At 68.8% G+C, this 13,359-nt stretch carries 11 protein-coding genes; 7 read left to right on the top strand and 4 right to left on the bottom strand.

Features of this window, described 5'->3' with window-relative positions; genetic code table 11:
* Positions 1 to 99: 99 nt before the first annotated feature.
* Positions 100 to 2,892 (top strand): ATP-binding protein, encoded by a 2,793-nt coding sequence (locus OG558_RS39090; protein ID WP_405067522.1) that lies wholly within the window; start codon positions 100 to 102, stop codon positions 2,890 to 2,892.
* A gap of 91 nt (positions 2,893 to 2,983) precedes the next feature.
* A complete protein-coding gene (locus tag OG558_RS39085) occupies positions 2,984 to 3,727 on the top strand; it encodes a metallophosphoesterase (protein ID WP_405067521.1) in 744 nt (247 codons plus the stop codon).
* Positions 3,728 to 3,745: 18 nt separating this feature from the next.
* Here the strand turns inward: OG558_RS39085 and OG558_RS39080 are convergent, their stop codons facing one another.
* Positions 3,746 to 4,522 (bottom strand): phosphotransferase, encoded by a 777-nt coding sequence (locus tag OG558_RS39080; protein WP_405067520.1) that lies wholly within the window; start codon positions 4,520 to 4,522, stop codon positions 3,746 to 3,748.
* Between the two features lie 33 nt (positions 4,523 to 4,555).
* Positions 4,556 to 5,896 (bottom strand): PLP-dependent aminotransferase family protein, encoded by a 1,341-nt coding sequence (locus OG558_RS39075; protein ID WP_405067519.1) that lies wholly within the window; start codon positions 5,894 to 5,896, stop codon positions 4,556 to 4,558.
* A gap of 103 nt (positions 5,897 to 5,999) precedes the next feature.
* On the opposite strand from OG558_RS39075, the gene OG558_RS39070 reads away from it, so the two are divergent.
* Positions 6,000 to 6,815: an alpha/beta fold hydrolase gene (locus OG558_RS39070; RefSeq protein WP_405067518.1), complete on the top strand. Its 816-nt coding sequence runs from the start codon at positions 6,000 to 6,002 to the stop codon at positions 6,813 to 6,815.
* Positions 6,812 to 7,567, top strand: coding sequence for an SDR family NAD(P)-dependent oxidoreductase (locus OG558_RS39065; RefSeq protein ID WP_405067517.1), 756 nt, complete (start codon positions 6,812 to 6,814; stop codon positions 7,565 to 7,567). The genes OG558_RS39070 and OG558_RS39065 overlap by 4 nt, the downstream gene beginning before the upstream one ends.
* A gap of 1 nt (position 7,568) precedes the next feature.
* On the opposite strand, the gene OG558_RS39060 is transcribed toward OG558_RS39065, so the two are convergent.
* Positions 7,569 to 8,978: a purine-cytosine permease family protein gene (locus OG558_RS39060; RefSeq protein WP_405067516.1), complete on the bottom strand. Its 1,410-nt coding sequence runs from the start codon at positions 8,976 to 8,978 to the stop codon at positions 7,569 to 7,571.
* Positions 8,979 to 9,084: 106 nt separating this feature from the next.
* On the opposite strand from OG558_RS39060, the gene OG558_RS39055 reads away from it, so the two are divergent.
* Positions 9,085 to 10,650 carry a PucR family transcriptional regulator gene (locus OG558_RS39055; RefSeq protein WP_405067515.1) on the top strand — a complete coding sequence of 522 codons (1,566 nt, stop codon included), beginning with the start codon at positions 9,085 to 9,087 and terminating at the stop codon, positions 10,648 to 10,650.
* A gap of 4 nt (positions 10,651 to 10,654) precedes the next feature.
* Here the strand turns inward: OG558_RS39055 and OG558_RS39050 are convergent, their stop codons facing one another.
* Positions 10,655 to 11,248 carry a DUF1989 domain-containing protein gene (locus tag OG558_RS39050; protein ID WP_405067514.1) on the bottom strand — a complete coding sequence of 198 codons (594 nt, stop codon included), beginning with the start codon at positions 11,246 to 11,248 and terminating at the stop codon, positions 10,655 to 10,657.
* 116 nt (positions 11,249 to 11,364) lie between these two features.
* Between OG558_RS39050 and OG558_RS39045 the strand changes: the two genes are divergently transcribed.
* Both OG558_RS39045 and OG558_RS39040 read left to right on the top strand, forming a co-directional pair.
* Positions 11,365 to 12,492: a tRNA-dihydrouridine synthase gene (locus OG558_RS39045; RefSeq protein ID WP_405067513.1), complete on the top strand. Its 1,128-nt coding sequence runs from the start codon at positions 11,365 to 11,367 to the stop codon at positions 12,490 to 12,492.
* Positions 12,489 to 13,358, top strand: a complete 870-nt coding sequence (locus OG558_RS39040; RefSeq protein ID WP_405067512.1) for a polysaccharide deacetylase — start codon at positions 12,489 to 12,491, stop codon at positions 13,356 to 13,358. The genes OG558_RS39045 and OG558_RS39040 overlap by 4 nt, the downstream gene beginning before the upstream one ends.
* Position 13,359: the final 1 nt, after the last annotated feature.

Here is a 13,359-nt window from a genome sequence, read left to right as displayed (position 1 = left end):
CACCGGCGACGCTAGGTGTGGGCCGACGGCCGAGGCATCAGGGATACCCCTCGACCGCGACCCTCGATCCCGTCTGCGACTTGCAGGATGATGACCCTCGTGAGTGAGGTATCAGCGGCCGCGTACGGGTTGTTCGGCCGGGAGGACGCCGTACGCGTGATGAGCGACGTCGTGGACCGGGGTGGAAGTGCGGTCGCCGTCGGCGAGCCCGGTACGGGCAAGAGCAGCCTGCTGAAGGTCGCGGATCAGTTGGCCCAACGCCGGGGGCGAAGGGTGCTCTCCGTGACACCAACCCAATTCGACCGGGGACTTCCCTTCGCCGGGCTGGCCGAACTGGTCGGCCAGTGTCCGGACGGAGCGGAGCGGGATCTTCCGGGTCCGCAGCGGCACGCCTTGGCGGTTGCTCTGCAGCGTGTCGAGCCCGACGGCCGGGAGGTCGACGCCTTGGCGGTGCCGTTGGCGGTCCGAAGTCTGCTGACGCACCTGTGTACGTCGGAACCGGTCGCGATCATCATCGACGACCTGCAGTGGCTGGACCAGGCAAGCGTCGGGAGCCTGAGCTTCGCACTCCGCCGTATCGCCGGCGAAGCTGATCGGTTGAGCGTCCTGATCGGAACCCGACCGGACCCGGGCACCGGTGCCGACCTGATCCGGTGCCTGCCCGAGCCTGGACACGAGTTCACGCTGCCTCCTCTGGAGGAGTGGGCGATCGGCCAGCTGCTTCGCAAGCGCCTGGGCACGCGATGGACTCCGCCCCTGTCCGCCGGGGTGGCTCGGGCGAGCGGAGGGAATCCGTTCCTGGCTCTCGAGATCGCGCGGGCCATGCAAGCCGACGTGTCCAGCTGGCGGGGGAGTGCGCAAGCCGGCCACGATCCGGTCCTTCCCGTGCCGCCAGGGCTGGTCGACCTTCTGCACGAGCGCGTCGCACGACTTTCGCACCAAGCACGCGAGGTCCTCTTGCTGGTGTCGGCGGCGGGCCGGCTCACCGTGGCGCAGTTGCAACAGTTCGTCGCGGAAGACCAACTGCGGTCGGCTCTCGAAGCTGCCAGGGACGCAGATGTGGCACGTGTCGGCGCCGGGTCGGTCGTTGCCTTCACCCACCCGTTGCTGGCTTCGGCCATGTACGACGCCGCGGCACCGGACGCACGGCGTCGTACGCACGGCTTACTCGCGGAAAGGCTCGAGGATCCGGTCGAGCGCGCCCGCCACCGGTCGAAGTCGATCACCGCCCCCGATGAAGCGGCGGCCGGCGACCTGGAACGCGCAGCCGAAGTCTCCCGGCGCCGTGGCGCCCAGCAATTGGCCGGTGAGTTGCTGGAAGGAGCCGCGCTGGCCACCCCGTCCGATCTGGGCACCGCCGACGGCTTTCGTCGGTGGCTCCGCGCCGTGGACACATACATCGACGCCGGCGACATCCTCTCGGCGAGGTCGGCCCTGGACAAAGGGTCGGCGCTTGCCGCTGTCCCGCAGCAGCATGCCCAGGTACTGGCGCGGCAGGCCAAGCTGGCCGACGACCTCAGAGGGTCTCGGGTCCTCGCCGAGCAGGCGTTCCGGCTGGCACCGCCGGGCGAGGTCCGTGCGGAGATCCTGCAAACGCTCAGCGAGCAGCGCCGGATGGAAGGTCACGGGCGCCTCGCGCTGCGGCTGACCAAGATGGCGATCACCGAGGCGGGCGCGGCCGGGCGTCCGGACATCCAGCTCGTCGCGCTGTACCAGCGACAGTCCATCGAGCAGCTCTGGGGATTGGGCGATCCGGAGCAGACAGTGCGCGAGATGGAGCGACTGGTCGAGAGTTCGCCACTCGAGCTGTCCCCGGCCGAATGGGCCGGCGCCCGAGCGTTCTACGCGGGCTGGAACGATCACCGGGCCGAACGGGTCGTCCGCGACGCCATCGCGCGCGCCGTCGACGCCGGCCGGTACGGCGATCTGTCCAGCCTCTACATCTGGTTGATCCTGGTCCTGATCCGTGCCTCGAAGGTGCGGGAGGCTCAGGCCGCTCTGGACGAAGCGGATCGCCTGGGTGCCTGGACGACCTTGGGTCTGCAGGAGAACATGGCCCGCATCCTGATCAGCGAATACGCGGGCGACCTCGATGCGGCTCGCGACGTGGCCGAGCGCGCGGCGGCGCGCTCGAGAGCCGGCGGGTTGAGGTATTGGCTGGGTGGCTTTCTGGCACAGCTCGGCTTCGTCGAGACCTCCGCACGGAACTGGAACGCGGCACTCGAACCGCTGCGCGAGCTCGCGGAGATCTTCGCGAGCACCAAGCTGGTCGACCTGGAGCAACTGTTGTGGCCTGTCGACCTCGCCGACGCCGCCTTACAGATCGGCGCACTGCAGGACGTCGAGACGGCCATTGTCCTGCTGCGACGCCAAGGCGCAGCCGGCCGGCCGGAAGCCGCAGTGGCCGCGGACCGCTGCCAGGCCCTGTTGAGCGCTGCGCGTGGTGACTTCGACGGCGCTGTGAAAGAGCTCCGCAGGATCGTCGACGAACCGGGATCCGAGTGTCCGTTCGAGGCGGCTCGTTCCCGGCTGGCTCTGGGCCAGGTCTACCGGCGCGCCGGATACAAACGCCTGGCCGAGGAAACGCTGAGCGCGGCCGCGAGCATGTTCGAGGAGCAGGGCGTCCCGCGCTGGGCGGAACGAGCCAGGGACGAAGCCGGTCGGGTCGGGCTGCATCCCACCACCAACATGCTCACGGCAACGGAGCGCCGCGTCGCCCAGCTGGTCGGAGCAGGACACTCCAACCAGGAGACCGCCGCCGAACTCTTCCTGTCCGTCAAGACCGTCGAAGCCAACCTGACCCGGATCTACCGGAAGTTGTCGGTCCGCTCGAGGACAGAGCTGGCTCACCACTTGAACAAACTGAAGCCGACGACTGCCTCAGACCAATAGTCACTTGCTGAGGTCACTCTGCGTATCGTAGGGTCTCTAACGGAAGAACGGACAGCTTCCATTAGGACCTGCCAGCGGAGGAGACAGTGAGATGACAGCACTCTTTGCACAGATCAGTGACCTGCATCTGGACGGCACCGAACGGGCGACTCGTCGTGCCGTCCGCGTCATGGACTACCTGCGAGCCCTGCCTCGCCCGGTCGACGCTCTGCTTGTCACCGGGGACATTGCCGATCACGGCGAGGAGGCCGAATACGAGGAGGCGGCTCGGATCCTGACCGCATCCTTCCCGGTGCTGACCTGCCCCGGGAACCACGATGTGCGCCCGGCGTACCGCAAGGCTCTGCTGGGCGAGGCGCCGGACGACGGCCCCATCAATCAAGCGCACCACATCGCCGGGACCACCATTCTGATGTGCGACTCCACGATCCCGGGCCGCGATGAGGGACGCCTGGACGCCGAGACCCTCGCGTGGATCGACTCCACCCTCGCCGAACTTCCGCGTGACGCCTCAGCGCTGATCGCGTTCCATCAGCCACCGGTCGAGCTTCACCACCCGATGCCCGACTCCGGCATGCTCGAACAGCCCGGACAACTGGCCGACCTGCTCGACGCGCATCCGGAGGTCGCCGCGGTCATCACCGGCCACGCTCACACCGCAGCGGCGTCGATCTTCGCCACGCGGCCTTTGATCGTGGGGCCGGCGATCACCTGGACCTTGCGGATGCCGTGGGAGGGTGACGAGGCCGCAGACCTCGAGCAGCCACCCGGGCTGGCCTTCCACGTCCTGGACGACAACGGCCGCCTGACCACCCACTACCGCGTCGTCCTCTGATCCCGGCTCGCCGGATCCTTACACCAGAGAGTCGCGCATCAGGATCAACGACTGCGCCGCCTTGAAGTAGCCCGCGGCATGGTTCTCCTCAGCATGAACCGCGAATGCGGGGTCCTTTCGGGCGACCTGGCCGGCGATATGAGCTCCCATGCCGTAGAGCCTGATCACAGCGGTGTCCACGATCTCGCGGGCCTCGATGCCGAGACCGTAGCTCTCGAGGAAGAGTCGCAGCCTCCGCCGTCGATCCGGCTCGTCCAGCCAGCCCCACGCAGCGAGATCTGCGCTGGGATGGAACGGGACGAACTGATGCGCCGCGTACGCCAGGTCCCAGACCCTGCTGGACGGCCGTGCCGTGTCCCAATCGATGATGCCGCGGACTTCGGTCCCGTCGAAGAGGATGTTCCACGGCGCCAGGTCGTTGTGACCGATGCAGTCCACCACAGGCGGGCCGGCGATCTCGTAGCTCAGACCGGGCATCAGGCTCGACATCTCGAAGCCCTGGCTTGCGTCGTGTACCTCACGAATCGCGCGCGCGACGTTGGCCAGCGCTTCGTCCGAGCGGACATCGTCAGACAGCGGTGGGTAGCCGGTGTCGCCCGCGATGAAGGTCAGCCGCTCCGCACCATCGGCCGCGATACCGAGGAATCGCGGAGTCAGGGCGCAGCCCCTGGATTCGAAGTGCTGGAGGAGGCGGTGGATCTCGGAGTTGTCCTGTCCCGGATATCTGTGGACCTCGTCTCCGGCACGTCTCGGCTTGGCGAACCGGCCGCCGGCCAGTTCGGGTACGTCGTCCACGGGACTCCTTCTCGCCTGATGTGCTTCGGCTTCTCACTCGACCCCGACGTCCTCCGGCAGCCCGCGCGCGATCTGCGCGAGCGTGTCAAGCGCGCCGGCAAGTTGGTCGTACGGCGGGGACGCGAGAGCCAGGCGTACTGCGTTGGGAGCGCGTCCGGGAGTGACTGCGAACGCGGCCGCGGGGCTCACCGCGATTCCGTGCCGAGCGGCAGCGGCGACGAACGTATCAGCACGCCACGGCTCCGGCAGGCTCCACCAGCAGTGATAGGAGCGGACGTCGGCCTGAACCGCGAAGCCCTGCAGGCGTTCGCCGACGAGGTGCTGCCGCGCTCGTGCGTCGGCTCGCTTCCGATCCTGGATGGTGTCCGCGGTGCCGTCGCCGATCCATCGGACCGCGGCGTCCAGCGCGAACCGCCCAGCTGACCAGGCGCCGGATCGCAGTGCCGCACCGAGCCGTGCGGTCAGGCGGGCGGGCGCCACCAGGAAACCAAGCGTCAGGCCTGGTGCGATCCGCTTGGACAGGCTGTCGACGAAGATCGTGTGGTCCGGCGCTGCCGCTGCGAGCGGCGGCACGGCGTCGGCGGCGAGGAACCCGTTCACGTTGTCCTCGATCGCGACCAGGTCGAGGCGTTGCACCAGCTCCGCGAGCTCCGACCGACGGGCGGCGGGCATGGTGATACCGAGCGGGTTGTGCAGTGTCGGCTGGAGATAGATTGCACCGAGCCCACCGGAGCGACGCGCACTCCGTACGGCGCTGGGCAGCACGCCGGACTCGTCGACCGGCAAGGGGATCAGCTCCACTCCGAGCCGGCTCGCGATCGACTTCACCACGGGGTAGGTCAGTTCCTCGACGCCGAGGCGTTGGCCGGCGGGCACGAGGGTCGCGATAGCGGCTGCCAGCGCCTGCCGGCCGCTTCCCGCGCAAAGTATGGTCGCGGGCTCCGGAGCCCAGGCGCTCGTACGGAGCAACTCAGCGGCTGCCTCTCGCGCCGCCGGAGTGCCCTCGGCGCCGACGGGCCGCAGGGCGGCGCCGAGCGCGTCGGTGCGCAACAGTCCTGCCAGGCTTTTGGCCAGCAGTTCGGGTTGATCGGGCAGCATCGGGAAGTTCAGCTCGAGGTCGATGCGTGCGGTGGCCGGCTCGGACAGCAAGGGCTCGGTCCTCGGCGGCGCGGCGCGGATGAACGTGCCACGGCCGACTTCGCCGACGGCCAGGCCTCTGCGGATCAGTTCGCCGTACACCCGCGCCGCGGTCGAGTCGGCAATGCCGTGCTGGCGGGCGAACCGCCGCTGAGGTGGGAGCCGATCACCGGGGCGCAGCCGTCCGCCCGCGACGGCGGCGGCGACCTCGTCGGCGATCAAGCGATAATCCTGCATGGGTCCTCACGATTGCACCGAGTGCAATGAAATTATTGCACTCGTATCTTGTCCCGAATAGCATCGAGTGGCAACAGGGTCGAAGCATCTGTGAGGACTGATCATGAGCACTGCGCAGATCGGCGGCATCACCGTCGGCTATGACGACATCGGGGCGGGGACACCGCTCGTGCTGGTGCACGGGCATCCCTTCGACCGCAGCATGTGGCGGCCGCAGACGGAACGCTTCGGCGCGGACGGGTGGCGCGTGATCGCCGCCGACCTGCGGGGGTACGGCGACACCACGGTGGTGCCAGGGGTGACGCCTCTGGAGGTCTTCGCCACTGACATCATCGGATTGCTCGACCACCTGGGGATCGAGCGCTTCGCACTCGCCGGTTTGTCCATGGGCGGCCAGATCGCGCTGGAGCTGTATCGGCTCGTGCCGGAGCGGATCCGTGCGTTGGTCCTCGCCGACACCTTCCCCGAGGCGGAGACCGCCGAGGGCAAGCGGCAGCGCAACGAGGTGGCTGATCGGCTGCTGCGCGAAGGAATGTCCGAGTACGCCGACGAACTGCTGCCGAAGATGATTGCGCCGGGCACCATCGAGGCGCGGCCCGAGGTCGCGCGGCACGTCCTCACGATGATGCGGAACGCTCCGGCCGAAGGCGCGGCGGCGGCTCTTCGCGGCCGGGCGGAACGGCAGGACTACGTGGACCTGCTGCGGCGGATCGACGTACCGACGCTCGTGATGGTCGGCCGCGACGACGAGTACACGCCGGTGGAGTGGGCGACCAGGACGGCCGGCTACATCCCCGGAGCCGAGTTGGTGGTGATCGACGGCGCGGGTCACCTTCCCAACCTCGAACGACCGGAGGAGTTCGGCCTCGCACTGGCGGAGTTCCTGAAGCCGATGAGCGACGGAGTTGATGCACGGTGACGGCGCCGCGCACCGTCCTGGTCACCGGCGCGAGCTCCGGCTTCGGAGCCGCTGTCGTCCGTCGCTTCGCGAACGATGGCGCCCGCGTCGTCGCGGCGGCGCGGCGAGCCGACCGGTTGGCCGGACTCGCCGCCGACCTCGGTGCGGACGTCCTTCCGGTCGTCCTCGACGTCACCGATCCGGAGGCGGTCGCGCGGATCCTCGGCGACCTGCCTGAGCAGTTCGCCGCGATCGACGTGCTGGTGAACAACGCGGGTCTGGCACTCGGTCTCGAGCCCGCGCACCGCGCCGACCTGGCCGACTGGGACCAGATGATCGACACCAACTGCCGCGGTCTGGTGCATGTCACCCGTGCGGTCGTTCCCGGCATGGTGGAGCGAGGCGGTGGTCAGGTCATCAACCTCGGATCGGTCGCCGGCAGTTATCCATATCCCGGTGGGAATGTGTATGGCGCGACCAAGGCTTTCGTTCACCAGTTCAGCCTGAACCTTCGCAGGGACCTGCACGGTACGGGCGTTTGGGTGACCTGCGTCGAGCCGGGGATGGCGGCGACCGAGTTCTCCGCCGTTCGGTTCGCCGGCGACCAGGAGAAGGCCGAGGCCGTGTACGACGGGATGCAGCCGCTCACTGCGGACGATATCGCCGACACCATCCACTGGGTGGCCACCCGCCCCGCGCACGTCAACATCAACACCATCGAACTGATGCCGACCGCCCAATCCTTCGCACCCTTCCAGGTAGCCCGCGGGTAAGTCAGCTGGTTTCCAGGGTGAAGTCGGCGGATCTGAGGATGACCCGGCGGCTGGCGAGGTAGTAGAGGCCTCCGCCGACCAGGGCCCCTGATAGCCAGGAGAAGTCGGTGTTGTGGAGAGCAACCGCGATGGGGCCCTGCATGGCCGGGACCAATCCGTATTGCCAGCTCCAGCCGGCGACCAGGCCCAGCAGCAGGCTGACGAGTGCCCGGACGTTCCAGCGGCCGTACGGCGAGTTGGCCGCATACAGACCTGGGATGTCCAGGCGACCCCGGCGGAGGATCAGGTAGTCGACCGCGACGATGGCGCTCCATGGGCTGATCCAGACCAGGATCGAGACCATCCAGCTGTCGAAGGCCTGCCCGAAACTGCCGGCGCGCACGAACACGACCAGGACGGCGGACGCGACCACGCCGGCCAGGAGGGTGACCTTCCACCGCGCAGCCTTGATCCCGATGGAGAGTGCGGCGAGCGAGCACGAGTACAGATTCAGGATGTTGGTCGCGACCGGACCGTGCATGATCAGCAGGAGCACGGGCACGGCCATGACGCCGAAGGCTTCAGTGACGAGAGCGGAGGGGTCGCTGCTCGTGCCCGCGCCGGCCAGGCAGGCGCCGAGGGCCGCGAGCCAGACGGTCGGGACGTACATCCCGAGGGCAGTGGCCCAGAAGACGGATCGGCTGGACGCCTCGGGCCGGACGAAGCGGCTGTAGTCGGCGGAGTACGGCAGCCAGCTGATTCCCCAGCCGACACCGATAGCGGTCATCAACTGGGTCATCGCCGTCAGCTTGTCGGCCGGCGTGCTCGCGGTGGCCGCGGTCCAGTGCAGCTCCGTCCGGCTGAGCGCGAGCACCGTCATGATCGCCATCACCAGCACCGTCAACGGGACGGTGTACTTCTCGAAGGTGCGGATCGCGTAGAACCCGTACAGCGCCAGGCCGAGCTGGACGATCATGATCGCCGCCGCCACGCCGTACTCGAGACCGGCGCCGCCCCGGATGCCGAGTTTGCCGAGTACGGCTAGGACGAGGTCGAGGACGACCCAGGTGTTCACGCCGACCCACGCCATCGTCAGCAGGCATTGGATCAGGCCCGGTACGACGGCACCGTAGCGTCCGAACGGCGCCCGGCCGAGCACCATCTGGTTGACGGCGGTCCGGTGACCGATGACGTTCAGCAGGCCGAACAGTCCGCAGCCAAGGACATTGCCGATGGCAACGATGAGGACGGTCTCCAGCAGGCTCAGGCCGAGGGTGATGCCGAGCGCGCCGAGGACCCAGTTGATCGGAGCCAGGTTGGCGCCGGCCCAGATCCAGAACTGCTCACGGGGACTGGAGTCCCGGTCGGCCGGCGGGATCGGGTCCACGCCGTGCGCGTCGAACGGCACTGCCTCGGGTGCGGGGGTGGTCATGGCGGCCTCCAGTGGATCGAGTTGGCTCAGAAAACCAGCCGTGACCACGTCGGGGCAGTGGGTAGATGTCTAGTGAATCCGGGCTCTCACTGGATATGTTCACACCATGCTGAGTCTGGCGGCGCTTGTCGGCAATCGTGCGCTCGAACTGAAGGTCCTGGTCCCCGGCCCGACGGGGGCGCTCGACCGCGAGGCCCTGTGGGTGCACAACACCGAGTTGCCCGACCCGTCGCCGTACGTGCGGGCCGGCGAGATCGTCCTCACCAACGGGTTGTGGCAGCACGAGACGTCCGCCGGCGCGTTCGTGGCGAGCGTTCGCCGGGCCGGCGGAGTCGGCATCGTCTTCGGCCTGCGTCAGGAGACACCGGTCACGCCCGACGGGTTGGTCGAGGCCTGCCGGCAGGAGGGTCTGCCGCTGGTGGAGATCTCGATCGAGGTCCCGTTCACCGCGGTGACCGAGGCCGCTTCGGCGATCCAGGCCGATCGGCGCCGGGACGCACTGGTCGGCATGGTTCGGCGCGGCGACGCCTTGGCGTCCGCGATCTCGCGCGGTGCGGGAGCCTCGGGTGTGCTGGCCGTGCTGCGGAAGGAACACGACGTTCCGCTGGTAGTGGTCGACCGGATGGCGCGGCAGCTCGCATCCACCGGCGGCGAGTTGTCGGCCGAGCAGCGGCGAACGGTGGCCGACGGCCTGGCCCGGCACCCGCCGCCGCTCGAGATCGACCTCGGGGCAGATATCGGCCGTGCGACGGTGTTCCTGGTCGGCGCGGTCGGCGACACCGACGCCGCGCTGCTGTGTCTGCGGCCGGTGAGCCGGCTGGGGAGGGCGGAGCAGGAGGCGCTCGACCAGGCCGCGCGCTTCCTCAGCCTGGAGGTCGCCAAACAACAGGCGATCCAGGCGATCGAGTCGCGGTTCGCCAGCGAGTTGCTCGACATGATCCAGTCCGGGCCGCAGCGGGCGGCCGAGGTCGCCGACCGGCTGCGGGCGTTCGGTGTGGACCCGTCGGCCGAGCTGGTCGTTCTCACGGTCGCCTTCGCCGACGGTGCCGAGTCGACCTTGCCGGGACTGGCCGAGACGGTCGGTGAGTTCTTCCTGTCCCAGAGCCTGGCCGTTGCCGTCGCCGCAGGCAGCCAGGACGTGGTCGCCGTCGTACAACGTCCTCGACGGGATCTCGGCAAGCTGGCCAGCGAGCTGTGCTCCGCGGTGCGGACCCGGTTCTCCGATCGGCGGCCCGTCGTCGGGCTGGGAGACACCGCTTCCTCGGCGGCGGAGCTGCGGCAACCGCTCGTGCAGTCTCGCGAGGCGTGTCAGGTGCTGCGGCGCCGGCGCGGCGGTCCGGCGGTCGCGTCGTTCCGGGAGCTGGGCACTCACCGGCTGCTGCTCGGCCTCCAGGACGCCGCGACGCTCCAGGGGTTCGTGGACGGAGTGCTCGGACCACTTCGCGAGCACGACAGACTGCGCGACAGCGAGCTGGAGACCACGCTGCGGGCGTTTCTTGCGAACGACGGACAGTTCGCCGCCACCGCGACCGCGCTCTACGTGCACGTCAACACATTGCGGAACCGGCTGGCGAAGATCACCGAGCTGACCGGTCGCGACGTCGCCCGGACCGAGGACCGGGTCGATCTCTACCTCGCCCTCGAGGCGGGCGACATGGCGAAGTCGCGGTAGCGGGTTACCGCAGTACGTCGACGGCGAGGTCGGTCGGTGCCTCGCCGTTGATCACCGTCAGGTCCTGCGGGCAGGCCGACACCACCACGACGCAGTCGAGTTCGGCGCGGAACGTGATCGAGTCGCCCGGACGAGTTGCCGCAGGCAACCAATCCAGCGTGTTCCCGGCGCCGATCGGGACCCGCATGAACACGTTGACCGGCTGCGGTATGAGGTCGACGCCGAGCGCATCTCGCAGGTTGCGCGCACACGACGGATGATCCGGTACGCCGAGAGCGGCGTATCGGGCGTCGTCACAGGCCGCGATGAGCAGGTCGTGCACGCCGGGCGACGTGTCTTCGACCAGCGTGAGAATGGGCCGGCGTCGATCGGTCACAAAGGCCTCACCGACGGCCGGGAACAGGCGGCTGACGGCGGCCCTGGTGTGGGAGGCGCTCAGGTGTTCCGCGGTGATGCCGTCCGGCGTGGCGACGTATGCGAAGAGGTCACCGACCTGTGCTCCGGCGAGGTCGACGACCCGAACGTGGTCACCGCGCTGGACTCGGACTGCTCGTCCGGTCCGTGCCGGGACGGTGGTGCGCGAGATGGTCTGTGTCATGGGGCAACCCAACCAGGAGGGCTGCCCGGATTCAGTGGAGAATCCTCCAGCGCAGGCCCGGTTCTCTGTGGCCGACTCCATCGCGAACGGGGTCGACGGATGGTGCAGTTGTCGGCATGGATCTGACAACCACGAGCCTCCACCCCGCCCTGGAACCTGCCGAACTCTCCGGCCTCGCGCTGGCGAACCGGTTCGCCGTCGCACCGATGTCCCGGGTGTCGGCCGCACCCGACGGTGTGCCGACGCCGGAGATGGCCGGCTACTACGCCGAGTTCGCCGAGGGCGGGTTCGGTCTGGTGATCACCGAGGGGATCTACCCGGATTCGTCGTACAGCCAGGGGTATCTGAACCAGCCAGGGCTGAGCACTTCGGAGCAGGTCGACGGCTGGCGAGAGGTGACCCGCCGGGTGCATGCCGCCGGGCGCCCGATCCTCGCGCAGCTGATGCACGCGGGCGCGCTGTCGCAGGGCAACCCGCATCGCTCGGAGCGCGTCGGGCCGTCCGCTGTCCGGCCGATCGGCGAGATGCTGACCGAGTACGGCGGCAGCGGTTCCTGGCCCACGCCACGCGAGCTCGCCGTGGCCGAGATCGAGGAGATCGTCGCGGGATTCGCCGCGGCGGCGGTGCGAGCACATGACGCCGGCTTCGACGGAGTCGAGATCCATGGCGCCAACGGGTATCTGCTCGACCAGTTCCTCACCGTCTACACCAACGAGCGCGCCGACTCGTACGGCGGTCCTGTCGCGAACCGGATCCGGTTGACCGCCGAGGTCGCGGCCGCCGTAGTGGCCGCGACCCCCTCGGATTTCGTCCTCGGGGTCCGGCTGTCGCAGACCAAGGTGAACGACCTCGACTATCGCTGGCCGGGCGGCGCTCACGACGCCGAGATCATCTTCGCGACCCTGGCCGACACCGGCATCGGCTACCTGCACGTCGCCAGCGAGGGGCGCAACTGGCTCGACACCGCCCGGTTGCAGGGCGGTCACACGATCACCGGACTCGCGCGACGGGTCAGCGGCTTGCCGGTGATCGCGAACGGCGGGATGCACGACCCGGAACAGGCGGATCGGGTGCTGACCGACGGGCACGCCGACCTCCTGTCGCTGGGCCGGGGAGCCTTGGCGAATCCTGACCTGCCGCAGCGCCTTGCCGACGAGGCGGAGCTGGCTCGCTTCGATCGCCGGATGCTGGAGCCGGCAGCAACATTGGCCAACGCCCTCCAGTGGCAGACTGATCAGCCATGACGGATTCGACGTGGCACGGTGGGGCGGCCGCTGTTGTCACGCTGACCTTCGACGTCGATGCCGAGACGCCGATCCTGGCAGCGGGCCGCCGGTACGCCGATCATCTGATGACGATGTCGCACCAGGCCTACGGGCCGGACGTCGGAGTGCCACGGATCCTGGAGTTGCTGGCGGAGCTCGGCGTACCGGCGACGTTCTTCGTTCCAGGGTGGGTGGCCGAGCACCGACCGGGGCTGGCGGCAACGATCGTCGAGCGCGGCCACGAGGTCGCGCATCACTCCTACAGTCATCGTGCGCCGACCTCGCTCGGCGCGGCCGAGGAGCGTGCGGACTTCGAGCGGGCACTGGCGGTGTTCGATGCCCAAGGCATCGAAATCCGTGGGCACCGGGCGGCACTGTGGGAAGCGACGCGGGTCACGCTCGACCTCATCGCCGAGCACGGGCTCGCCTACGACTCGTCGCTGATGGGGGATGACCGGCCCTACCGGCTCGAGGTCGACGGCGGGATGTTCGTGGAGTTACCGGTGCACTGGTCGCTGGACGACTGGGAACAGTACGCGTACCTGCCGTCCCCGCAGATCGGGTCGGTGATCGAGTCGCCGCGGAAGGTGCTCGAGATGTGGCGGGCGGAGCTGGACGCGATGCGCCAGTACCGCTGCTTGTTCAATCTGTGCATGCACCCGTTCCTGACCGGACGTCCGAGCCGGCTGGTGGCATTGCGCGAACTGATCGAGTACGCCCAGTCGTGCGGCGACGTCGCATTCGCCCGCTGTCGCGACCTCGCTGAATCGGCAGCGGCCGACCCGACGCTGCTGCCTCGAATCCCACCCACGGTCACGCCGGACCCGGGCACCTATCCCGACTGAG

This window comes from Kribbella sp. NBC_01510 (assembly GCF_045040325.1).
Classification (GTDB): Bacteria; Actinomycetota; Actinomycetes; order Propionibacteriales; family Kribbellaceae; genus Kribbella.
Note: the sequence above shows the minus strand (reverse complement) of the source record. Positions and strands in the feature narration are given on the sequence as shown.